This window comes from Paenibacillus stellifer, assembly GCF_000758685.1.
In the GTDB taxonomy this organism is placed as follows: domain Bacteria; phylum Bacillota; class Bacilli; order Paenibacillales; family Paenibacillaceae; genus Paenibacillus_AQ; species Paenibacillus_AQ stellifer.
Genome location: NZ_CP009286.1, coordinates 130,227 through 151,672, shown reverse-complemented (window position 1 = coordinate 151,672; position 21,446 = coordinate 130,227). Strand labels below are relative to the sequence as shown.

Annotated in this window: 22 protein-coding genes, 1 tRNA gene, 1 pseudogene and 2 riboswitches; of the genes and pseudogenes, 10 read left to right on the top strand and 14 right to left on the bottom strand. The window is 51.2% G+C overall.

Features of this window, described 5'->3' with window-relative positions; all coding sequences use genetic code 11:
* The first annotated feature begins 149 nt into the window (after positions 1 to 149).
* A riboswitch (cyclic di-AMP (ydaO/yuaA leader) is annotated at positions 150 to 290 on the top strand.
* 52 nt (positions 291 to 342) lie between these two features.
* From PSTEL_RS00850 to PSTEL_RS00840, 3 genes are all read left to right on the top strand, one after another.
* Positions 343 to 771, top strand: a complete 429-nt coding sequence (locus tag PSTEL_RS00850) for a C40 family peptidase (protein ID WP_052099078.1) — start codon at positions 343 to 345, stop codon at positions 769 to 771.
* 368 nt (positions 772 to 1,139) lie between these two features.
* Positions 1,140 to 1,280: riboswitch (cyclic di-AMP (ydaO/yuaA leader) on the top strand.
* Between the two features lie 4 nt (positions 1,281 to 1,284).
* Positions 1,285 to 1,776 carry a C40 family peptidase gene (locus tag PSTEL_RS00845; RefSeq protein ID WP_038692944.1) on the top strand — a complete coding sequence of 164 codons (492 nt, stop codon included), beginning with the start codon at positions 1,285 to 1,287 and terminating at the stop codon, positions 1,774 to 1,776.
* 275 nt (positions 1,777 to 2,051) lie between these two features.
* Positions 2,052 to 2,555, top strand: a complete 504-nt coding sequence (locus PSTEL_RS00840; RefSeq protein WP_038692943.1) for a GNAT family N-acetyltransferase — start codon at positions 2,052 to 2,054, stop codon at positions 2,553 to 2,555.
* Between the two features lie 265 nt (positions 2,556 to 2,820).
* Here the strand turns inward: PSTEL_RS00840 and PSTEL_RS00835 are convergent, their stop codons facing one another.
* Together PSTEL_RS00835 and PSTEL_RS00830 are read right to left on the bottom strand one after the other, a co-directional pair.
* On the bottom strand, positions 2,821 to 3,108 hold the full coding sequence (locus PSTEL_RS00835) for a 4a-hydroxytetrahydrobiopterin dehydratase (protein WP_038692942.1): 288 nt from the start codon (positions 3,106 to 3,108) through the stop codon (positions 2,821 to 2,823).
* Positions 3,109 to 3,303: 195 nt separating this feature from the next.
* Positions 3,304 to 3,597, bottom strand: a complete 294-nt coding sequence (locus PSTEL_RS00830; protein ID WP_038692941.1) for a hypothetical protein — start codon at positions 3,595 to 3,597, stop codon at positions 3,304 to 3,306.
* 191 nt (positions 3,598 to 3,788) lie between these two features.
* Between PSTEL_RS00830 and motA the strand changes: the two genes are divergently transcribed.
* Both motA and motB read left to right on the top strand, forming a co-directional pair.
* Positions 3,789 to 4,592, top strand: coding sequence for a flagellar motor stator protein MotA (gene motA / locus PSTEL_RS00825; protein WP_038692940.1), 804 nt, complete (start codon positions 3,789 to 3,791; stop codon positions 4,590 to 4,592).
* Positions 4,576 to 5,385 carry a flagellar motor protein MotB gene (gene motB, locus PSTEL_RS00820; RefSeq protein WP_038692939.1) on the top strand — a complete coding sequence of 270 codons (810 nt, stop codon included), beginning with the start codon at positions 4,576 to 4,578 and terminating at the stop codon, positions 5,383 to 5,385. Before motA ends, motB begins: the two co-directional genes overlap by 17 nt.
* Before the next feature lie 545 nt (positions 5,386 to 5,930).
* Here the strand turns inward: motB and PSTEL_RS27300 are convergent.
* The 3 genes from PSTEL_RS27300 to PSTEL_RS00805 form a co-directional block, all read right to left on the bottom strand.
* A complete protein-coding gene (locus tag PSTEL_RS27300; RefSeq protein ID WP_156995733.1) occupies positions 5,931 to 6,272 on the bottom strand; it encodes a flavodoxin family protein in 342 nt (113 codons plus the stop codon).
* Between the two features lie 231 nt (positions 6,273 to 6,503).
* Positions 6,504 to 7,205: a 23S rRNA pseudouridine(2604) synthase RluF gene (gene rluF, locus PSTEL_RS00810; RefSeq protein ID WP_038692937.1), complete on the bottom strand. Its 702-nt coding sequence runs from the start codon at positions 7,203 to 7,205 to the stop codon at positions 6,504 to 6,506.
* 42 nt (positions 7,206 to 7,247) lie between these two features.
* Positions 7,248 to 9,539, bottom strand: a complete 2,292-nt coding sequence (locus PSTEL_RS00805) for an ATP-binding protein (protein WP_038692936.1) — start codon at positions 9,537 to 9,539, stop codon at positions 7,248 to 7,250.
* A gap of 313 nt (positions 9,540 to 9,852) precedes the next feature.
* Here PSTEL_RS00805 and tadA point away from each other — a divergent pair, with 313 nt between their 5' ends.
* Together tadA and PSTEL_RS00795 are read left to right on the top strand one after the other, a co-directional pair.
* On the top strand, positions 9,853 to 10,365 hold the full coding sequence (tadA, locus tag PSTEL_RS00800) for a tRNA adenosine(34) deaminase TadA (RefSeq protein WP_038692935.1): 513 nt from the start codon (positions 9,853 to 9,855) through the stop codon (positions 10,363 to 10,365).
* A gap of 7 nt (positions 10,366 to 10,372) precedes the next feature.
* A complete protein-coding gene (locus tag PSTEL_RS00795) occupies positions 10,373 to 10,933 on the top strand; it encodes a GNAT family N-acetyltransferase (protein WP_038692934.1) in 561 nt (186 codons plus the stop codon).
* Positions 10,934 to 11,013: 80 nt separating this feature from the next.
* Here the strand turns inward: PSTEL_RS00795 and PSTEL_RS00790 are convergent, their stop codons facing one another.
* The 4 genes from PSTEL_RS00790 to PSTEL_RS00775 all read right to left on the bottom strand — a co-directional run bounded on the left by PSTEL_RS00790 (position 11,014) and on the right by PSTEL_RS00775 (position 13,920).
* A complete protein-coding gene (locus tag PSTEL_RS00790; protein ID WP_038692933.1) occupies positions 11,014 to 12,108 on the bottom strand; it encodes a hypothetical protein in 1,095 nt (364 codons plus the stop codon).
* Positions 12,109 to 12,199: 91 nt separating this feature from the next.
* The gene (locus tag PSTEL_RS00785) at positions 12,200 to 12,349 is read right to left on the bottom strand and encodes a small acid-soluble spore protein P (protein WP_038692932.1); all 150 of its coding nucleotides are present in this window, start codon (positions 12,347 to 12,349) and stop codon (positions 12,200 to 12,202) included.
* Between the two features lie 24 nt (positions 12,350 to 12,373).
* Entirely contained in the window at positions 12,374 to 12,715 is a 342-nt protein-coding gene (locus PSTEL_RS00780; RefSeq protein ID WP_038692931.1) for a hypothetical protein, read from the bottom strand.
* 242 nt (positions 12,716 to 12,957) lie between these two features.
* Positions 12,958 to 13,920 (bottom strand): NAD(P)-dependent oxidoreductase, encoded by a 963-nt coding sequence (locus tag PSTEL_RS00775; protein WP_245625045.1) that lies wholly within the window; start codon positions 13,918 to 13,920, stop codon positions 12,958 to 12,960.
* Between the two features lie 203 nt (positions 13,921 to 14,123).
* On the opposite strand from PSTEL_RS00775, the gene PSTEL_RS00770 reads away from it, so the two are divergent.
* From PSTEL_RS00770 to PSTEL_RS28785, 3 genes and pseudogenes are all read left to right on the top strand, one after another.
* Positions 14,124 to 15,419: an IS110 family RNA-guided transposase gene (locus PSTEL_RS00770; protein ID WP_038692930.1), complete on the top strand. Its 1,296-nt coding sequence runs from the start codon at positions 14,124 to 14,126 to the stop codon at positions 15,417 to 15,419.
* A gap of 398 nt (positions 15,420 to 15,817) precedes the next feature.
* Positions 15,818 to 16,255: a LysR family transcriptional regulator gene (locus tag PSTEL_RS28250; protein ID WP_245625044.1), complete on the top strand. Its 438-nt coding sequence runs from the start codon at positions 15,818 to 15,820 to the stop codon at positions 16,253 to 16,255.
* Positions 16,141 to 16,536: pseudogene (locus PSTEL_RS28785) on the top strand (LysR family transcriptional regulator substrate-binding protein); the annotation flags it as partial. The gene PSTEL_RS28250 and the pseudogene PSTEL_RS28785, both read left to right, overlap by 115 nt.
* A 277-nt stretch (positions 16,537 to 16,813) precedes the next feature.
* Here PSTEL_RS28785 and PSTEL_RS00760 read toward each other — a convergent pair.
* The 5 genes from PSTEL_RS00760 to PSTEL_RS00740 all read right to left on the bottom strand — a co-directional run bounded on the left by PSTEL_RS00760 (position 16,814) and on the right by PSTEL_RS00740 (position 21,304).
* Positions 16,814 to 16,902, bottom strand: a tRNA-Ser gene (locus PSTEL_RS00760).
* Positions 16,903 to 16,978: 76 nt separating this feature from the next.
* Entirely contained in the window at positions 16,979 to 18,265 is a 1,287-nt protein-coding gene (gene serS / locus PSTEL_RS00755; RefSeq protein WP_038692929.1) for a serine--tRNA ligase, read from the bottom strand.
* Between the two features lie 85 nt (positions 18,266 to 18,350).
* Complete coding sequence (gene pdxT, locus PSTEL_RS00750) at positions 18,351 to 18,935, bottom strand: pyridoxal 5'-phosphate synthase glutaminase subunit PdxT (RefSeq protein WP_038692928.1); 585 nt, start codon at positions 18,933 to 18,935, stop codon at positions 18,351 to 18,353.
* A gap of 21 nt (positions 18,936 to 18,956) precedes the next feature.
* Positions 18,957 to 19,838 (bottom strand): pyridoxal 5'-phosphate synthase lyase subunit PdxS, encoded by an 882-nt coding sequence (pdxS, locus tag PSTEL_RS00745; RefSeq protein ID WP_038692927.1) that lies wholly within the window; start codon positions 19,836 to 19,838, stop codon positions 18,957 to 18,959.
* A 107-nt stretch (positions 19,839 to 19,945) separates the two neighbouring features.
* On the bottom strand, positions 19,946 to 21,304 hold the full coding sequence (locus PSTEL_RS00740) for a D-alanyl-D-alanine carboxypeptidase family protein (protein WP_052099073.1): 1,359 nt from the start codon (positions 21,302 to 21,304) through the stop codon (positions 19,946 to 19,948).
* Between the last annotated feature and the right edge of the window lie 142 nt (positions 21,305 to 21,446).

The following is a 21,446-nucleotide window of genomic DNA, read 5'->3' as shown; positions in this document are numbered from 1 at the left end:
TCCAAACTCTTCCTCGGACGAAAAGGATTTGCCAAACGAGAAAACCTCTGCTACAATGAGGCTTGTGTTGAGGGTAACAAGTTTGTAATCTTTTAAAAAGATAAGCTATTTTGACGACTGTAGTCTAATTATGTCGAATTCATATTGAGGTGCACAACAAGCCAAATCCCTGGGCACCGGGGAGCGGGGGAACCATTTCTTTGGGTGAATTGATCTCGTAACAGAGGGATCATAGGGAACCTTCAAACCGAATCCTTAAGCTAACCACGCAGGCATTTGGAAGGGGAATTTCAGTTGAAATCGTTCAAGAAGAAAATCGCAGCCGCTGCGTTGGGTGTTGTGATGGCTTTCACATTGGGTACCGGAAGCGCTTTCGCAGACTCCAAGATGGACACTGTTATCTCTAAAACAATCGGAATCTCTTATAAAACCGGCGGCACGACAACAGCCGGCTTCGACTGCTCGGGATATACCCGCTATGTCTTCACGAAACTAGGTCTTTCACTTCCTCGCACTTCTCAAGCGCAATACAAAGTAGGATCCTCCGTATCCCGCAGCGAGCTGCGCTCCGGCGATCTTGTCTTCTTCAATACGACGGGAAGAGGCGTCTCCCACGTTGGTATTTATGTCGGCAACGGCAAATTCGCCAATTCTTCCTCCTCGCACGGCGTCACGATCAGCTCACTGAGCCAGTCGTACTGGGCCAGCCGCTATGTAGGCGCCAAGCGCGTTATGAGCAAAACCGCTTATCAATCGGTCGCATACGATTAATGATCTGCAATCATTACCCACCCGGATCTGATTTCTCCGATCAATTCCGGGTTTTTTCCTATTTAAGGTAAATATACACCAGATCATTCGCCCTGAAACAGTCCCCGCGAGAAATGAAAAACAAATTTTTTTGTCGGTCCTCAAAGATGCTCAATCCCAGAGAATTCGCGGGTTTTGGACAAATTCATAGGTAAGCGCCTAAATGAAAGCGTTATAAAAATGATTACAGCTATGTACAAAATGATTGCCAAGCGGCTAAAGGTTTGTTACAATTATCGCAATGAAATCTTAGTAACATTTTTGTAATGAATATTAACGTTTTCGCGATCTTTTTGTTACGAATGAATCGCTATACATCGAAATCACAATTACAGTAGGTGCCGAGTTCCCTGAAGCAGGGAAGCGGGGGAACCATCTTTGGGTGAATTGACCTCCTATTTAAAGAGTGGTCATAGGGGACCTTCTACCGAACCCTTAAGCTAACCTCGCAGGCATTGGAAGGAGTCCAATCGTTTGAAGAAGAAGTTGGTGGCAGCATTCCTCAGTTTCTCCATCGTTCTAGCAATCGGAGCAGGCAGCGCACTCGCCGATTCCAAAATGGATAAGGTGATTGGCAGCGCGATCGGAACCAAATATGTATCCGGCGGTACAACGACGAGCGGATTTGATTGCTCCGGGTTCACCATGTATGTGTTCAATCAAATCGGAATTGATCTGCCGCATCAGTCCGGCTCCCAGTATCAGATGGGCGAAGCCGTATCCCGCAGCGAACTGCGAGCGGGGGATCTCGTGTTCTTCAACACTAGCGGAAAAGGCGTATCCCATGTCGGCATTTATGTCGGCGACGGCAAATTCGCCCATGCTTCCACTTCCAGAGGCGTTATCATTACCTCTTTGAGTGACAGCTACTATGTGAACCGCTACGTCGGCGCCAAGCGCGTTATGAGCAACACCAAGTACCAGGCTGCGGCTGCCGATGCGCAAGATGACGATAACGTTCAATAATGTACTATTAATGTAGATTTGCCCCTGCCGGTCGCTGACCGCAGGGTTTTTTATTTGATACGCGACATTTTGACCGTCTTATTTACCATTTACCCCTTTCAAAATTTGTCAAACGCCGTTTATGAAGGAAATGACAAATTTCGGCGATTTATTTGAGAAATTGGGTACGGACACCGAGGAAAGTTTTTGCGTCGGTCCGGCCCTTTTTGTATATAATTTAAATAAAGGTCAGAAGCACAGGGTCTTGACTCTTGGATAAGGAGGCCGCTGAACTTATGATTAGCTCACCTGTAATTTTTCACGCCGTCCCTATGACAGCCGCGCATGCCAAAGATATCTGCACCTGGCATTACAAGGCGCCTTACAATATTTACGGCTGGCTATCCTGGGAGCAGATGGAGGCGCTCGGCATCGAATTCGGGGATCCGCGCATCCGCCGGGAGCAGTATGTTTCGATTATGAATCAGAATGACGAGCTTTGCGGCTTTGCCCAGCTATTCCCTTTAGACGGTGAGGTCCGCACAGTAAGGCTGGGGCTCGGCATGCATCCCGATTTATGCGGCCAGGGCACCGGGCATCTGTTCGTCAGTGCAATCATCGAGGAAGCCCGCAAGCGGTATCCCCGGCGGGAAATCGACCTGGAGGTCCTCACCTGGAACCAGAGAGCGATCCGCGCTTACCGGAAGGCCGGCTTCACCATTACCGATGCTTACGAGCGCCGTACGCCAAATGGAGTTAAGCCGTTTTATTGCATGGTTTACGATAAATCGCGGGCCTGACTATAGAAGCGGATACGCAGTCGAACCAGAGGAAATTGCGGGCGTGCCATGTGACCTGCCGTTGCCGTTGTCCGGGAAGCAATAAACGGAGTATCAGCGACAAACGCCTGCAGCGGTCTTTTAGACGCCAGGAGATACACGAGAAACAGAAATACGCCTTCCATCCTGCAGCCTCGCGGCTTCAGCGAAAGAAGGCGTATTTGTTAATGCTGTATCTATTGCGCGATTCTTGAGCTTCCGGGTAATGGGCTTACCGTGTCTTCTCTTACCGTGTTTTCTCGAACGCCTCATTAAATTCATGGGCTTCCCGAACGTCGAGCGCGGTAATTCCGCCTTCTTCACCCGTTGACAGACGCAGAGTAACCGTTTTATAGTCGATGGTAATATGCGGATGATGGGCGAACGCTTCCGAAATGGCGGCTACTTCATCCACGAAGGCAATCCCCTTCATAAAATCGCTGAACACATATTTGCGCACCATGGCTCCGTCATCCAGCTTCCAGCCATCCAGTTTGCCTATCTGCTCCTGCAGTTCTCCCTCGGTTAACAGCACTTTAGATTTCCTCCCTTGACAGCCGCCGGCTTCCCGCAGCCTTCCTTAAAACAAACATCCCTCAGTCTTCAATCCAAGGGATGCGCCAGGCTAAGGCTTATTTTCGGTTTAATGTATTCTGGGCTCCCGGCATTTATACCTTGGACACCCCCAATTTTACCATGAGGGCACATTCGGGGCAAATGAGCGGAGTCCTCAGATCAGCGCGACAGACTCCAAATCCTCTTCCCCTACCAGAATATTGATCCGATGCCCTTCCTTATCATAAATCACGACACCGCTGCCCACCTGTATGACAGGCTCGTTGCCCAAAGCAAAGAACAGATCCTCCGCGAGCGCCTCCCATACTTCCAGCTTCGATTCACGCGGCAGCTTCTGCCACTCCTCCGGGTCCATTTCAAAGAACAGATAGCTGTCTGGTATACATTCAACCGCTTTCGTTAAATCGTTCAATATATCGCCGTAATCTCTTCCATGCTTCACACCCACTGCTATCACTCCGCTTCTAAAGACTATGAATACCCTTTCCTTACCCATTATAGCCTAAACGCCTTCACAAAAAAGGCCGTGCTGTCGATAAATAAATTATGGCTTCATTGTTCTTCGCCGATCGGCCCGCCGCCATTCATGGATGAAAGCTGCGGAGTTCAATATTTAAATCTCATGGACGAGGTGTATGCATGCAAATCTCATCAATTATCGGTCTGATTCTTGGTCTTGTAGCTGTTATCTTGGGGATGTTCCTCAAAGGGGCGCCGCTCATCGCGCTTAAGAACTACGCCGCCTTTACCATCATTCTTGTGGGTACGACTGCCTCCATATTTATGGCATTCCCGATGTCTGAAATCAAGAAGGTACCGAAGCTGTTCAAGATCATCTTCGCCGGCGGGAAGAGAATGATCAGTAAGCAAGAGGTCATTTCCATGTTCATGGAATGGGCGTCTATCACCCGCCGCGAAGGCCTGCTGGCGCTTGAATCCAAAGTGGAAGAGATTCAGGATGATTTTCTCCGCAGCGGCATGCGGATGATTATCGACGGCAATGACCAGGAGTTCGTTCAGGATGTCCTGATGGAGGATATTCATGCAACCGAGGAGCGCCATAAAGTCGGAGCCCTGATATTCTCCCAAGCCGGCATGTACGCCCCGACACTCGGGGTACTCGGCGCCGTTATCGGTCTGATCGCCGCCCTTGCGGATATGAGCGCCATGGAGAAGCTCGCTCACGCAATCGGCGCGGCATTTATCGCCACACTGCTCGGTATCTTTACCGGTTATGTCTTATGGCATCCGATGTCGAACAAGCTCAAGCGTCTGTCGAAGCAGGAAATGGAGATCCGCATGATGATGCTGGAGGGACTGCTCTCCATCCAATCCGGCGTCTCCACTATCGCCATTAACCAGAAGCTGTCCGTCTTCCTTACGCCCGCAGAGCGCGCCAAGCTGAATCAGAAGGAAGGTGGGGCGAATGAGCAAAAAGACTAAGCACGAGGATCATGAAGAGCATGCCGACGAATCCTGGCTGCTTCCTTATTCCGACCTTATGACCCTGCTTGTCGCCCTGTTTCTCGTTCTGTACGCCATGAGCGCAACGGACGCCAAGAAGTTTGAAGAGATGGCCCAGGCCTTCAGCAGCGCTCTGAACGGCGGGACAGGGGTGCTGGACTACCAATCGATGGCGCCTACCAATAGCAATCTCGATGAAGGCAAGGCAAAGAAGAACGACAACGTGGTGGACACCAATCGCAATGAGAACGAGATTGCCAAGCTCCGCCAGAAAGAGCAGGAAGATCTCGAGAAACTTAAGAAGCAGTTCGACCAGTACATCAAGGCGAATAATTTGACGGATCTGCTCGAAACGAAGCTCAATCAGTCGCAGCTTCTTATCACGATAAGCGACAACGCGCTGTTCCCTTCCGGACAGGCTAACGTCAAGCCGGAGTCGCGGCAGCTGGCCAAATCGATCTCATACATCCTTCAGTCGTTCCCGGATTATAGTGTCGTCGTGTCAGGCTATACCGACAATATTCCGATCTCGAACAACCAGTATTCCTCCAACTGGGACCTCAGCGCCAATCGGGCCCTGCAGTTCATGAGAATTCTGCTGATCAATCCGTACTTGAATCCGGAGAAATTCAGCGTCATCGGATACGGGGAATACCATCCGGTAGCCGATAACTCCACGGCGGACGGACGCGCGAAGAATCGCCGGGTTGAGGTGTCGATCCTTCGGAAATACCAGGATACCACGAAGACGACGTCAGTATCCGCGAAATAACTCTTATCCCTTTTAACGTAGATCCCCTCCACCCATACAGTGCGAGCGTTCACAGCAAGCTGAACGAGAACTGTAAGCCGGAGGGGATTTGTCTGTTAAAGGCACTACTCCTCCTCTAAATAATCTATAAAGTGCCTGTAATAGCCCTTGGAGTCTTTCGTCACATACCTGCCGTCGTTTCCTGAATCCTCAGCGCAGTCACTGCCAAAAGAAATGCCCTGCTCCGTCTTTTTTATATTGGATACCGGACATTCCCGCACACATTTCATACACAACGTGCAGGAGGAGGAAGCCGACAGACCTTTTGCGAAAATTTTGGTGGCAATCCCCTCTCCCCAATACACTGACCTTAATACCACTCTCAGTAACAGGTTCATCTTAAGCTCCCGGGGCATCCTTCCCCTGATTTCGTTCCCGATGTTCCTCCGTCTTCCTCCTGGCAGCCTCGTACAGCTGTTTGTTCAACCGATCATCATATTTCATGAAGAGATTGCAGGGCATGGCGAGAAGCGAATTATGAAAGGGGCTGTAGCCCTTCAGACTCCTCAGCAGGACATGGGAGGCTCCGTAATTGATGTAGTGAGGGGAAGATGCCGTCTTAAAGACAAAGACCGGAGTCCCTGAGGAGGAGGCAGCTGTCTGACGAACCGTTCTACCAGGCTGGACGCTCCAAAGCCCATAACAGGATGCCCGATCCCGATTAAACCGTATCCAGTTAAACCGTATCCAGCATAATCCGGCGTTCGATGCCCCTTGATAATGTCTTCAATCCTGAACAAGTCTGCTCTGCCGCCCTCCCTGGTTAATGCTTCGGACAGCAGCCTGGCGACAACCTCGGTATTTCCCGTTCCTGAAAAATAAAAAATAGCCGTTCGTGACTCCTGCATATGAGCAGCCTCCCAACTGGACGGATGTCTGGAGATCCTGACCCAACCCTTGTAGTAAGGCCTGCTTCCCGTATACTATGAGTTTTCATACAAGGATAAACGCCTTACGGCGTCATTAGACGCCATGCGTTTACCGAGAAATAGAAGGCTATGATAAGCGCGCAGTTTATACATTCGTCTATTTAAAAATCCTCTTCCGGCTCCTGTCTGGAGCGAAAGAGGATCGTATGGTCACTGAAGCTGATAATCGAGCATGTCCCCAAGCTCTTTCTTCTCAGCAGGCGTCAGATCACGCCAGGTACCCGCCTTCAGGTTCCCCAGCCGGATATTCATGATCCGGATCCGCTGCAGCCGCCGCACCTCATAGCCGAAGGCACTGCACATTCTGCGGATTTGCCTGTTCTTGCCCTCGGTCAAAATAATCCGGAATACCCGTTCCGTTATGCGGGTTACCTGACAAGGCAGCGTCCTCTCCCCGAGGATCTTGACCCCGCTGGACATACCCTCAATAAAGGAAGGCGTAATCGGACGGTCGACGGTTACGACATATTCCTTCTCATGCCGCCCCTCGGCGCGAAGAATCTTATTGACGATATCGCCGTCATTGGTTAGAAGAATCAGTCCTTCGGAATCCTTATCCAGCCGGCCGATGGGGAAGATCCGTTCATGATGGCCGACAAAATCGACGATATTCCCCTTCACATGGCTCTCGGTCGTTGAAGTAATGCCGACCGGCTTGTTGAGCGCGATGTAGACTGTCCTGGATTCGGTACGGAGCGTCTTTCCGTCAATCCGAACATCATCCCCGGACTCGGCCTGACTGCCCAGAACAGCCTTCTGACCGTTGATCGTTACTCTTCCGTCCTCCACCAGCTTGTCCGCTTCGCGGCGGGAGCAGTAGCCCGTCTCACTAATAAACTTGTTAATTCTCATGCTGCGCTCTCACTCTCTTTCTTGTCCTTGCTGCGGGCTTCCCTAATCTATATCACCCTCACGCTCTCCGGCTTCCGGCAGTGTGATCGTCACCCAGGTTCCATAACCGACCCGGCTGTCGATTTCCAGCTGGCCCTTATGGGCCTGAATGATGCGCTGGCTGATCATAAGGCCGAGCCCCGTCCCTGTCTCCTTATTCGTAAAGAACGGCTGGCCCAGCTTCGGCAGAACCTCCTCGGGGATGCCCTCGCCTTCGTCCGTGATTATGATAACGATGGAGTTATCCACATGCTTCTGTTCCAGTGTCAGCGTTCCTCCTGAAGACATGGACTCGATTCCGTTTTTGATAATATTAATGAACACCTGCTTCAATTGGTTCTCTTCACAGTGTACCATGGCAGGGCCATATTCAAACCGGTTCTCGACCTGGATGTCATGCAGATGCGCCTGGCTGTCCAGCAGCGATACGACATCGCATAAAATTTGGCGCACATCCTTTCGCTGAAACCGGACCGCCTGCGGCTTGGCCAGGATCAGGAACTCGCTGACAATCAGATTGATCCGGTCCAGCTCAGAGAGCATCAAATCCACGTGCAGGGGAATGAGCAGGCTCTTCTCCTTCTGAAGCTGCAGAAATCCCCTAAGCGTCGTCAGCGGGTTGCGGATTTCATGGGCGACGCCTGCAGCCAGTTGTCCGACTGTCGTAAGCTTCTCGGACTGCCGCAGAAGCTCCTCCATCCGGTTGCGCTCTGTCATATCACGGGTTACATGGACAAAAGACATCGGATGGCCGTTCTCGTCGCGAATGACGGAAGTGCTTACGCTGACCTCCACCACCGTTCCATCCCGCTTCAGACGCAGCGTCTCTGTTGGCGGAAGCTGCTCGCCGCGAATTAACCGCTCAAGCCTGTCGTTCTCCTCCTCCTGAACGGAGTCCGGAATCAGGAGAAGCGACTCCCCGGACGCCTCGCTCTTCTTCCAGCCATACAGCTCCTCAAATGCCCGGTTCACGCTGACTATATGGTCGTCCATATCGGTGGTATGAATCGCATCCGAGGTTCCGTTAATGACGGACTCCAGATGTTCCTTCACTTCACGGTTCTCCTCCAGCGTTCTTCGGAGACGGCTTGTATGCAGCTCCAGATTGCGCGTCATGGAATTGATGCGCAGCGCCAGCTGGCCCAGCTCATCGCGGCTGCCTACAAGAAGTGGAGGATCAAATTTGCCTTGGGATACATCCTGCACCTTGGCAAGGATCGCCTGGATCGGCAGGATAATAAATCCCGCCAGCACATAGCTTCCCACCAGAAAGAAGGCAAGCAGAATGGACGAGATGCGGACGCTGTTCCAGATCTGCTCTTTCAGCACCGATGAAATGACGGAATAGCTGCTGACCACACTGATGACGTAGACGCCGGAGTCAGGCAGAGTCACAGGAATGAAGCTCTTCAGCACCCGGGCCCCGTTAGCCTTCGTCTCCAGCATAACAGGCGATTTGCTGCTCAATGCTTCCTGCACCGCCTGCTTGTCCTCCTCAACGTTCCCGTAGCGGTAAGTTCCGTATTTGATCGGCCGGTTGCGCAGCTTCGTATTCACGCTGTCAGTGCCGTCAGAAGCCATTGTAGGCGAGCCGAAGGTGACCGGGTTGATCCCTGTAATCTCCAGAATATCGGGGTTGACCTTCATCGTCTGCTGAACGATTTCTTCGGGGCTCATGATGCGGACATAATCGCTGATTGCCGTACTGCGGATATAGGGATCAATAATGTAGTTATGGTTCTCGTCATGGTAGTATCCCCACTTCTCGATAAACTCCGGATTGGATGAGGAGTACTCAAAAGGGCCGGACCAGAAATTCTCCATCCGCTGCCCCTTCGCGACCGATACATCCCGTCCTTCGAATAAATCGATAAAAGCAGTATACCAGTAACCCCAGCCCTTGGTCGGGAGCCCTAGCTCCTTGGAGTCGGAGGACTTCTGAACCACTACATCGTCTTTGGTTCTGACCAGCAGCGAGATGTTGGACACGCCTGCCTTCGCTGCCAGCGCCTTAAGCTCCGAGTTGCTTACATTGTCTATATCGGGATCCAGCTGGCTTGCAATATAGACAGCGGCCATCCGCAAATTCTGGGCAAGTAGTTGTTCCGCGTAATTGGAGCTGTAATTGCTCTGTTCCACGGAGACGGCTATTTGCATGGCCGTTGTCCTCATGTTACGTTCCACTTCGTTCCGCAGATTTTCTCGTGTGCTGTATGTATTCAGCGTTAAATTAAGCGCCAAGATCAGAAGCACCGAGCCGAATATTATGGCGGAAAGCTTCGTTTTAATGGACAAGCTCTCTGTTCACCTCTTAACGGGCTGGTAAATCTTATAATATCATTCCATAAATATCATAACTGTTGCCCTTGCTTTTGAAAAGCGGTTGTGCCCTGCTTTTCGAGCTCTCTCGATTGAAAAATACCGCTTCTTTCTCTACAATTAGGAAAGAAACCATCCACAGGTTATGCACATATAAACAAATCAACATCCTCCATGTGCATAAAAATGTGGATAATACTCCGGTTTTCCACAGAGTTATTCACAGCTTGTTAAGAACGAATACTCGTTCGTGGAATAATCGGCCGATTCGCGGAGAGGAAGGGAATTTTTGGAGAACACCGACATAGCATTGGATCTGCAACTAGAACATGAACAGTGGATGCGCGAGGCAATCGCCGAGGCCCGCAAGGCGGAAGCGCTTGGCGAAGTTCCAATCGGCGCGGTCATCGTCCAAGGCGGAGCGATTATCGGCAGAGGCTATAATCTTCGCGAGACGACGCTTGATTCAACCGCCCATGCCGAGATGGTCGCCATCCGGGAAGCCAGCAAGGCGCTGAATTCCTGGCGTCTGCTGGACTGCACACTGTACGTCACCCTGGAGCCCTGCCCCATGTGTGCCGGAGCAATGGTACAATCCCGCGTTCCGCGCACCGTATACGGAACGCCCGACCCCAAGGCTGGCTGTGCAGGAACATTGATGAATCTGCTGGAAGAACCCCGCTTTAATCACCGTACGGAGATCATTTCCGGCATTCTTCAAGAAGAATGCGCCGAGCTTCTTACCTCTTTCTTCCGCCGGCTGCGGCAGAAGCGCCAGTCTAAATCCAATATAGAGGAGTAAGTCCATCATGACCTTTACACTCAGCAGCCATTCAGCCGAAATTTACTTGAGACTCTTTACGCTTGCCGATGCTGGCAGCCTGCTTGACCTGCGTCTGCGCAACCGCGATATTCACAGCCGTTATGAACCCAGGCGGGAAGAATCTTTCTTCACGCTAGACAGCCAGGAGCAGCTGATCACTCAGCGGATAGAGGACGCCGAACAGGACCGTGCCTATATGTTCGGCATATACGCTTCCGGAGAAGACCTTCTGATTGGGCAGATCACGATCAGCAATATCGTGCGCGGCGTTGGCCAATTTGCCGATATTGGCTACTTCATTGACCATGAATGCCAGGGTAAAGGCTTCATGACCGCAGCCGTTGGGCTTGTGGCGGCCTATGCCTTTAAATCGCTTGGCCTCCACCGCCTTCAGGCCGCGATTCTTCTGCACAACGACGCGTCCCGGCGCGTGCTGGAGAAGAGCGGCTTCCAGGCGGAAGGAATCGCCCGCCAGTTCATCAAAATCGATGGCCGGTGGCAGGATCACCGGACTTACGCACTGCTGTCCCACGAAGCCGGACTATAACCTGCCTGCCCTCTAATGCAGAACGCCTTCATCTCCACGAATGGAGATGAAGGCGTTCGCTGTGTATTGCTGAAATCGGATTAGTTCGACTCCAGCGCGGAGGTATTAAATTGCTGTTCAAGCTGGTCCTGCGTAATGACTTCGCTGTCCTTCGGAATGCCGATTTTGAATTCGGCCTTCTCGTTAATCTTGCTGTATTGGTTGCTTCCCGTAAGCGACAAGCCAACCTTGGTGCCATCATCCGGATTGTTCACATTAATGTCCAGGTCCAGGGACTGGTACACCGGGAATTCTTCCTTGTTGATGGCGGTGTTCAGCTGGAATTTGTTCACGGTCAGGTATTTGTCCAGATCGTTCAATGTCTTCTCGAATTCAGCCTTGGCTTCGCCGTCCTGTACATCCGCCTTGGCATCGTCGAGCACCGACTGTTCGATCTGAAGCATGGACTTGTACTCATCCTTGGAGATAATGTCCAGAATCTTAGGCATCACCTTGTTGCCAAAGATGCTCAGCGCTTCCTTCACATTATCGTTCGTCACCTGGAACTGAACCACCTGCTTCGCGTCAACCCCTTCAGGCACGCCAGCATCCTTAGGCTCAACGCTCTTGAAGTACTTGGCTTCATCATACTCGTTCAATACAGCGCTCATCAGTTCATTGCTAAGCTTCTGCATCTTCTGCGTATCCATCATGGCAGGATTGAACTCGGCTCCCTCATGCTCGGCCAATTCCTTCAAATCGAACACCACAAATTTGCCGACAACACTTTCAGGAATAGGCAGGAACGGTATGCTTGGCACTTTGACGTAGAGCTTCTCTTCCGTCATAACCATCGGAACCGTGAAGCTCATCGACATATCGCCCTTCAAATTAAGAACCAGCGTCATTTCCGTCTGCATCGGCTTTGCCTGATACACGGCGTCAACCGAGATGTCCGCGTTCTTCAGCATGCTCATCACTTGTGTTGTCATATCCGCGGATTCCGAGCTCGCCTCATCGATGGTCAGGTTGTTGACCACCAGCTTGCTCTGCATTTCATAAGAAGTCATTTCTGCCGCTTTGGTCGCCGCTCCCTGCAGCGCTTCCTTCGGCTCTTGCTTGCTGCCGCATCCCGGCAAAATAACAGCTGCCGCGAGCAGCATCGACGCCCCAGCGAGGCCCCATTTCCTAAACATTCTCTTTCTCCTCTCCCAATTAAAGAAATAATTACCCCCCTTTCAATGATAAACGATTTACACGAATTGATAAACCGTTTCCTGTAAATTGTTAACCTTCCGTATTGTGGTGGCTCACATGATTGGCCTGCTTCACTTTTTTGGAGCCGGACAGAGGCTCGGGACCCTTGGAATGACGCTTGTTCAGATTGTCGCCAGACGGCTGGGTGCCGGGAACTTGTATCGTTTTAGGTTTGCTCATTGGTCATCCTCCTTTCATTAGAGATCAAGGCTGGGTAACGGGCTTCAATGCCTGGGCGCATTCGTGAATCTGGCGCGTATATTTCTGTGCTAGCTGCTGAACTGCGGCTGAATGCTCGTCCGTACTCCGTCCGGCCTTCTCCACATCAAGAAAAGTAACGGCAACCTCACGGCTGTCCACATACGTGCAGCGAAAATCGAGTTCATAATCCTGATGACCCGCAGCGTTAAAGTGGATCAGCAGGCTTTTGCGGTCGCTCTCATCTGCCTGTACCGTATAACTCTCCCCCTCGTCCATAAAAGACGGCAGCCTCTCCTTCCAGGCGGAGACAAGCCGCCCTTGGTCCAGCTGTAATGGTTGCTCCATGACTGAATCAGCCTCCTTTTTCTTATTGCATAAGCGAACTTGAGATTTAGGGCTTTGTGCCCCGGCAACAGCCGTGAGTCAGCGTTATCACATCTCCGCATCCCTTTCTTAAGTTCACTTCATACATTGTGGAAAAAGAGAGCTTTTTATTCCGCGTTTCCTTCCAGCATTGCTGAGGACACTATCTGCTCCCGGTTTTCATTGCTCTAACTATGCAAAAAACCGCTCCCCGAAGGAAGCGGCTATAACTGATTGAGCTTGCTTTCGGGCTCTTCGCCGTTTTCTACACGTTTTATATTGTTGATAAAGAAATCATATCTTTTTTTATGAAATTTTCGACCATCAGGCATTCCTGCCGTATGAGGAGTAAGGATCACGTTACGCAGATTCCGGAGCTCGCTGTCAATCGGAAGCGGTTCAGATTCAAACACATCCAGGCATGCGCCTGAAATATCCCCGTTTTTTACTGCATCAATCAAATCTTTTTCGTTGACGATCCCGCCGCGGGCCGTATTGATAAAAAGAGCGGTATTCTTCATTTTCTTGAATGTCGCTTTGTTGATCAGTTGTTTGGTTTGCTGATTTAAGGATACATGTACGCTGACTATGTCCGATGTGCTTACAAGAGTATCGAAATCCGTCATTTTCACAAGGCCGCCAGATTGTACAAGAGGATTTCTTGCATAAGCCAGTACATTCATATCAAAAACCTTGCAAAACGCAGCTACTTTTTTTCCGATAGCGCCCAGACCGATAATCCCGATCGTTTTGCCTTTTAATTCACTCCCTGTATAGTCCAATTGATTTTCATCCATCCCGTTTTTCATGAAAGTATCCAAAAATGGTATGTTTTTATAATAAGACAATATCAGTGCCATTACGTGCTCGGCCACTGCCTGTGCATTCACTCCCGCAGCATTGGCCACCCAGATGCCAAGCTGTGTACAGGCAGGGACATCTACATTATCGAATCCTGCACCCGTCTGTACCAATTTTAATTGTTTTGCGACAGAAAGCAGGCTGTGATCCACTTTAATATGTTCAGGGATGATTACCTGGCAATCTTCAATATGATGCAGCATTTCTTTTCCGGGCGGGACAATGACAACATTCCAGTCTTGAGGAAAACACCTTACGATATTTGATTTCGAGGTCTCGCTAAAATAGCCGACTATGACAATCTTCATCGCTAAACCACCTTTCATTACCTATTCCCTTCTTGGAAATTTTAAACCTAAAGAATAATGCTGTAAAACTCAAATATCTTGTAAACTATATTAATCATTTCTATATTTCGAGGAGCCATTCCTGTAATGAATTAATCTGAGGTTTGAATGAAAAAAGCGCCTTCTGTATACTGGGAAACGTTCCGACCAAAGAACAATTTCAGCATAGGAGGCACTCTATCATGAAGTATAAACAATCGAAGAAACAGAATCAACGAATCACCCGAATTTCCGAAAATACCCTCGTGGTCGGCGCAGATATCGCCAAAGATACCCATGTGGCTCGCGCCATAGACTTTCGAGGGATCGAACTGGGTAAGGATTGTGTGTTCTCTAATACCCGTGCCGGACTCGAGCAACTGGTTCAGTGGATGAAGGAGCTTCAGCAGGAGCATGCCAAGAGTGACGTCCTCTTCGGTATTGAGCCCACCGGACACTACTGGTTTACGCTGGCGGAATATTTAGGGCGGCAGGGCATTCCTTTGGTCATTGTGAATCCGCATCACGTACACAAAAGCAAAGAACTGGAAGACAATTCACCCACGAAAAATGACTATAAAGATGCCAAGGTCATTGCCGATTTGGTGCGAAACGGGAAGTACAGCGAGCCCAAACTGCCAACGAGCGTTTACGCCGACCTGCGGATTCTCATGAATCTTCGGGAGAAGATCATGGTGAACTTCGGGCAGGTGCAAAGACGGGTGCAGAACTGGCTGGACCGCTTTTTTCCGGAGTACACGCAGGTCTTCAAAGACTGGGAAGGCAAGGCATCACGCATTACGCTTAGCGAGTTTCCAACGCCAGGAGAAATCGTAGAGATGGGCACAGAGGCCATTGTCCAGCGGTGGAAAAAAGACGTAAAACGAGCCGTAGGGGCGAAACGAGCGCTGCACCTCATGGAAACGGCGAGGCGTTCCATCGGGCTTACGGAAGGACTTCCCGGAGCGAAAGTGGAGATCAAGACGCTTCTGGAGCAGTATGAGATGTTCGCCAGACAACTCGAAGAGATTCTGGCCGAGGTGGAACGTCTCCTTGCTCAAATTCCGGGAACGAAAGAGATGCTTACCGTTCCGGGCGTAGCCGTAGTTACGTTGGCAGGGTTTCTCGCCGAAGTCGGGGATCTGAGCGGTTACGAGCATGGACAGCAGATTATTCGGCTCGCCGGACTAAACCTCAAGGAGAACAGTTCGGGAAAGAAAAAGGGCAAATCCAGTATTACTAAACGTGGACGCGCACGCCTAAGGGCGCTGCTGTTCCGGGCGGTGATGCCCATGGTGGCAAAGAACGCCGAGTTTAAGGCACTGCACCAGTATTTCACCAAGCGAAGTCAAAATCCGCTCAAGAAAAAGCAATCCCTTGTAGCCTTGTGTGGGAAGCTCATTCGCGTGCTTCATACGCTCGGAACCAAGCAGGTTCCGTACAACGCAAACGACGTGTTAGGGCCGGTGCGTCAGGCTCAGTTACAGATGGCAGCTTAAGCCAAACCGAATTCATGTTTACCGCCGGACCGGAATGAGCCAAGACAACGGAAGCACGGAGCAGCCGTAGGAATTATTCCATAAGGGCAACGACCCTGTAAAGGAGCAAGAAACGGCGTCCACCTTTTGAGAGGCAGAACGAAGGAATGTAAGGGCTAAGACCCAGCGTGACATGGGAGGGTAAGCCGTCAAAAGAAGGTGTGGATATCCAAGGTGCGATCAGAGGAATTATCTAAGGGTTGGAAATAATCCCCCGACCTCTATTCCCGCCACCGGCTCCTCCAGAAAATAATGTCATCCTTACATGACTTCTCCATCTCTCGATCTGTCAATGAGTGAAAATCCGAGAAAGAGTGAGTAAACAAGAGATTTTATTAATTTATAGTGGGAGGTATTCAATGTATTTTCCCGGGATTGAAGCATTTTTAGCTATCGTACGAACCGAGAGCATAAGCAAAGCGGCCGAATTGCTGCACCTGTCACAAGCTACAGTAAGCTATCGGTTAAAGACATTGGAAAAGGAAATGGGCAGCCTTTTGGTTGAGCGAAGAAAGGGGGCACCCAAAATTAGTCTGACCCCGAAAGGTGAAAACTTTTTTAGCATTGCGGAAAGATGGGAAGCTCTTTGGAGGGAAACACAAATCTTGCAGGCTAGCGGGTCGCAGTTAAGTCTGGCAATAAGCGCTGCCGAAAGTATAAGTCACTTTGTTTTACCGCCGGTATATCGAATCTTAATCAGCATACCCCGCCCATCCGGCTGCAAATTCGTACGCAGCATACGCAGGAAGCTTTTGATAGCATTGAGCGGCGCGAAATGGATGTGGCGTTTGTGGTGAGGGAAATCGTGTCGCCCAGCGTCACTGTCAAACCGTTTTTCACTGAAGAAATGGTGCTGTTGCGCCTGGCAGTGCCGGGGCGGCAGACCGGAGATCCGGTTGAAATGGAAGAATTGGCGGCGCAAGACGAAGTCTTTATCAATTGGAACAGAGAGTTTCAATTCAGACATGATCAGTGGTGGGACCCTCTTTGCCCGTCCCGTGTTCATCTGGACACAGCGGGACTTATCACTACTTTTTTGAAGGATGCCAGACAATGGGCGATCGTTCCCGCTTCGATCGGCGAACATATGATGCAGATGGGAGATTTTGTTCTTCAGAAACTATCGGTATCGGTGCCTCCGAGAATTGGCTATAAGGTAACTCATAAGTTTCCGAACCAAGCTTTACACGAGCCCCTTCGTATTCTTGATAACTATCTGCAAAATATATTCGGAATGCAATATTCCGATCCAACGGTCACGAACGCTAAAAAACGCACCACACCGCTATCCAACGGTAAAGTGCGTTTCAGTCAAACTCGCTACAAATCCTTATGCAGCAAGGAAAATGCAAAACTGGCGGAGAGGATGGGATTCGAACCCATGTGGGCTTGCACCCTAACGGTTTTCAAGACCGCCCCGTTATGACCGCTTCGGTACCTCTCCATGATCTGCGGCAAACGCCACATACAATAGAGATTATACCATGGAAACGGTTATGTAAGCAACCTCAACCTTCTTGCTACTCGCTTTTAGGACGAATAACCTTGACGTTGCCCATATAAGGCTGCAGGCGCTCCGGGATGAGCACGCTGCCGTCCTCCTGCTGGTAATTCTCGAGAATGGCTGCAACTGTCCGTCCGACGGCCAGCGCTGATCCGTTAAGCGTATGCACGAATTCCGGCTTGGCCTTCGGCTCCTTGCGGAAACGGATGTTGGCGCGCCGCGCCTGGAAGTCTTCCGTATTGGAGCAGGACGAAATCTCGCGGTACATGCCTGATTCAGGCAGCCATACCTCCAGATCATAGGTCTTGGCCGCAGTGAAGCCCATATCGCCCGTGCACAGCGCAAGTACCCGGTATGGCAGCTCCAGCAGCTGCAGAACATGCTCGGCATCGGCAGTCATCTTCTCAAGCTCTTCATAGGAAGTATCCGGCGAGGTCAGCTTGACCAACTCCACCTTGTTAAACTGATGCTGGCGGATCAGTCCGCGGGTATCGCGGCCGGCAGAGCCTGCTTCAGAACGGAAACAGGAGCTGTAAGCGACGAAATACTTGGGCAGATCGGATACGTTCAGAATCTCCTCACGGTAATAGTTCGTTACCGGAACCTCAGCTGTTGGAATCAGATAATAATCCGTATCGCGCAGCTTGAACAGATCCTCTTCGAACTTCGGCAGCTGTCCTGTTCCGTACAGGCTGTCTTTATTGACGATATAAGGGGGCAGCATTTCTTCATAATGGTGCTCGCCGCTATGAAGGTCCATCATGAAGTTAATCAGTGCTCTCTCCAAACGGGCTCCGAGACCTTTGTAGAAGACAAAGCGTGATCCCGTTACCTTGGCAGCCGCTTCAAAATCCAGGATATCCAGATTCTGCGCCAGCTCCCAATGCGATTTAGGCGTGAACCCGAACTCGCGCGGCTGCGACCAGCGGCGAATCTCCACGTTGTCTTCTTCGGTCTTACCTACTGGAACCGACTCATGGGGAATATTCGGAATGCTCAGCATCAGTTCGGAAATCTGATTCTCCAGCTCGCGAACTTCGTCGTCCAACTCCTTAATCCGGTCCGAGACGCTGCGCATTTCAGCGATCAGTTCTTCTGCCGGCTCTCCGGTCTTCTTCAGCTTGGCTACCTCACCGGATACGGTGTTGCGGCGGTTCTTAAGGCTCTCCGTCTCCTGAAGCAGCTCGCGGCGGCGAAGATCTAGCGCGGTGAAGCCGGAGATCAAATCCAGTGATTTTCCGCGGTTGTCCAGGGCCTGCTCCACCTTGGCATAATCGGTACGCAATATTTTAACATCTAACACGACATTTTCCCTCCTGAAACAGCCGTAACTCTTTCAAAACGCCGGTAAGGGCCTTTGAAAGAGTCAGGATGTGTGGTATACAGTTTTATGCCCCGACGTTCCGGGCCGCTTGCACCATGTCCGTAAAATACTGATGCAGCCGGTAATCATCGGTTAACTCTGGGTGAAAGGAAGATACGAGCAAATTGCCCTGGCGCGCCGTCACAATCTCTCCGTTATACTCGGACAGCACCTCAACGCCGCGTCCTACCTTCTCGATGAGAGGGGCACGGATGAACACCGCGCGGATCGGTTCGTCGATGCCTTTGACGTCCAGGTCGCACTCGAAGCTCTCCCGCTGGCGTCCAAAAGCGTTACGCGCCACGGTGATATCCATCAGCTCCAGATGGGGAGGCTCCCCGCCTGCAATTTCCTTGGCCATCACAATCAAGCCGGCACATGTGCCAAAAATCGGCCTGCCATCAGCCGCGAACTCTCGGATCGCCTCGATAAAGTCATACTTCCGCATCAGCTTGCCGATGGTAGTGCTCTCGCCGCCCGGGATAATCAGACCGTCGATTTCCTTCAATTCCTCTACCCGCTTGATGGGCACGCCCTCCGCACCGGCCTTGCCGACGCTTACGATATGTTCCGTTACGGCGCCTTGAAGCGCCAGCACTCCTATCTTCATTCCCCAAACCTTCTCTCTATATTACCAGCCGCGTTCCGACATCCGTTCGGCAGCGGTCAATGTTGCGATGTCGATGCCTTTCATCGGTGTTCCCAGGTTCTTGGAAACCTCGGCAATCAGCTTATAGTCCGTGTAATGCGTCGTTGCTTCAACGATTGCACGAGCGAACTTCTCGGGGCTGTCCGATTTGAAAATACCCGAGCCTACGAACACGCCGTCGGCGCCCAGATGCATCATCAGCGCGGCATCAGCAGGAGTCGCAACGCCGCCGGCAGCAAAGTTAACAACAGGCAGCTTGCCCAGCTCATGGACTTCAACCAGAAGGTCGTAAGCTACGCCCAGATTTTTCGCTTCGGCATACAGCTCGTCCTTCGACATATTTTGAACCTTGCGGATTTGGCTGTTGATATAGCGCATGTGACGAACAGCTTCCACGATATTGCCGGTTCCCGGTTCGCCTTTCGTACGGATCATCGAAGCACCTTCGCTAATCCGGCGCAGCGCTTCACCCAGATCCTTCGCTCCGCAGACGAATGGCACCGTGAACTCGCGCTTGTCGATGTGGAACACCTCGTCGGCAGGAGTCAGCACTTCGCTCTCGTCCAGGTAGTCAACCCCGAGCGATTCCAGCACCTTGGCTTCTACATAGTGGCCGATACGCGCTTTGGCCATTACAGGAATGCTGACGACCTTAAGGACCTCTTCTACGATCGTAGGGTCCGCCATACGTGCTACACCGCCGGCTGCCCGGATATCAGAAGGTACGCGCTCCAGGGCCATAACAGCCACGGCGCCTGCAGCTTCGGCGATTTTCGCCTGTTCCGCATTCATGACGTCCATGATGACGCCGCCTTTTTGCATTTCAGCCATACCTCTTTTAACTCTAGAAGTTCCTGTTTCCATTTCTTCAATCCTCCCGATATTCAATCATAATCTAACTTTTTATTTTACCGCATGGCGGATAAATATACAACTGATTTACTAGGGATTACACGGAAAATCTCGGTAAATTAAAACAAATTTTTCACTCCAGAGAACAAATCACTGAAGAAACTTCCGATCGCCCGGAACAGCAGCTTGAACCATCCCGCCTTCGGCGCTTCTTCCGAAGTGATCAGGTTTACGGTCTTCTCCTGCGTCTCCATGCCGTTCACCTTGTACGTATAGGTTACCGAACCGACTTTGGTTCCCTGCTTGATCGGCGCCACCAGCGTCGAAGCGTCATTGATCTTAGTTACTGCCGCAACCTGCGGGGTTGTCGTGCCTTTTGGTACGATGAACGTTACGCCTGCGTCGGTAACGACCGGCACGTCGCTCTTCTTGCCTTTGGTGATGGCGACCGTCTCATTGCCGGCAACCGTCGATTTGGCCGCTACAACCTGCTTGATCTCAAAATTGTTGAATCCAAAGTCCAGGACTTTCTTCGTCTCGGTGAAGCGGTGAGCCTCCGAGTTCGCCCCCATGACCACGCTGATCAGACGCATGCCATTGCGGACCGCAGTCCCGGTGAAGCAGTTCCCGGCGTCGGACGTATGGCCGGTCTTCAGGCCGTCAAGCCCCGGGTAGGCGTACTGCTTGAAGTTGGCGATGTCCTTGTTCGCTTCCAGCATCCAGTTATAGTTGATCATCGGGGCGCTGTCGCGTTCGCGGAATTTGTAGGACTGAATCGTCGTATACTTGGAAAAATCGGGGTGATCCAGCACGATATGCTGAGCCAGAATCGCCGCGTCCATCGCCGACATTACCGTCTCTTTGTCCGTATCCGGCCGGAACTTCTTCGGCATATCGTCACGGCTGAGGCCGGTCGAATTAATGAAATAAGCTGTCTTCATGCCCATCTTCTGAGCCGTTTCATTCATCAGCTTGACGAACTCCTGCTCGGAGCCCGAGAGCGTCTCTGCCAGAGCAACGGTAGCATCATTCGCCGAACCGACAGCCATTGCTATGTACAGCTCTTCAATCGTATGTTGATCGCCCTGTGCCAAAAAAATACGCGATCCGATCTGCTTAGCCGCATTCTCGCTTACCGTTACTTTCTGATCCCAGGACAGCTTGCCGTTCTTGACAGCATCGGCGATCAGATACTCCGTCATCATCTTGGTCATGCTGGCGGGAGGAAGCGGCTGATCCGCATTCATGGACAGCAGCACCTGGCCCGTTGTCGGCTCTATGAGCACCGCCGATTTGAGATTCAAGCCGAGGCTATCCACCGACGGGATTGTCACAGCTGAAGTCTTCGCCGGGGCTGTCGCTGCCGTACCAGCTGCAGCTGACGGCGCCGGGGAAGATGCGCTCGCGGCCGTAGCAGGGAGCGGGGATGACATAAGCATATTAAAAATCAGACCTGCTGCCGCAGTCTGAACGACCATTTTCTTCACATTGGCTTTACGCTTGGACTTCAATTGATTTAAACTCTCCTTCTGTCCTCATCTCAATTGCTTGTTCTATTCTAACACAGGGGTACACCCAAAAAAAGACGGACAGGGCGAAATTCGTCCTGTCCGTCCGGAT

Coding starts and splice junctions, on each gene's coding strand:
- PSTEL_RS00850 (WP_052099078.1), top strand. CDS start 343: ATGGCTTTCACATTGGGTACCGGAAGCGCTTTCGCAGACTCCAAGATG.
- PSTEL_RS00840 (WP_038692943.1), top strand. CDS start 2,052: ATGATTAGCTCACCTGTAATTTTTCACGCCGTCCCTATGACAGCCGCG.
- motA (WP_038692940.1), top strand. CDS start 3,789: ATGCAAATCTCATCAATTATCGGTCTGATTCTTGGTCTTGTAGCTGTT.
- motB (WP_038692939.1), top strand. CDS start 4,576: ATGAGCAAAAAGACTAAGCACGAGGATCATGAAGAGCATGCCGACGAA.
- PSTEL_RS27300 (WP_156995733.1), bottom strand. CDS start 6,272: ATGCAGGAGTCACGAACGGCTATTTTTTATTTTTCAGGAACGGGAAAT.
- rluF (WP_038692937.1), bottom strand. CDS start 7,205: ATGAGAATTAACAAGTTTATTAGTGAGACGGGCTACTGCTCCCGCCGC.
- PSTEL_RS00795 (WP_038692934.1), top strand. CDS start 10,373: ATGACCTTTACACTCAGCAGCCATTCAGCCGAAATTTACTTGAGACTC.
- PSTEL_RS00790 (WP_038692933.1), bottom strand. CDS start 12,108: ATGTTTAGGAAATGGGGCCTCGCTGGGGCGTCGATGCTGCTCGCGGCA.
- PSTEL_RS00785 (WP_038692932.1), bottom strand. CDS start 12,349: ATGAGCAAACCTAAAACGATACAAGTTCCCGGCACCCAGCCGTCTGGC.
- PSTEL_RS00780 (WP_038692931.1), bottom strand. CDS start 12,715: ATGGAGCAACCATTACAGCTGGACCAAGGGCGGCTTGTCTCCGCCTGG.
- PSTEL_RS00775 (WP_245625045.1), bottom strand. CDS start 13,920: ATGAAAGGTGGTTTAGCGATGAAGATTGTCATAGTCGGCTATTTTAGC.
- PSTEL_RS00770 (WP_038692930.1), top strand. CDS start 14,124: ATGAAGTATAAACAATCGAAGAAACAGAATCAACGAATCACCCGAATT.
- PSTEL_RS28250 (WP_245625044.1), top strand. CDS start 15,818: ATGTATTTTCCCGGGATTGAAGCATTTTTAGCTATCGTACGAACCGAG.
- pdxT (WP_038692928.1), bottom strand. CDS start 18,935: ATGAAGATAGGAGTGCTGGCGCTTCAAGGCGCCGTAACGGAACATATC.
- pdxS (WP_038692927.1), bottom strand. CDS start 19,838: ATGGAAACAGGAACTTCTAGAGTTAAAAGAGGTATGGCTGAAATGCAA.
- PSTEL_RS00740 (WP_052099073.1), bottom strand. CDS start 21,304: ATGGTCGTTCAGACTGCGGCAGCAGGTCTGATTTTTAATATGCTTATG.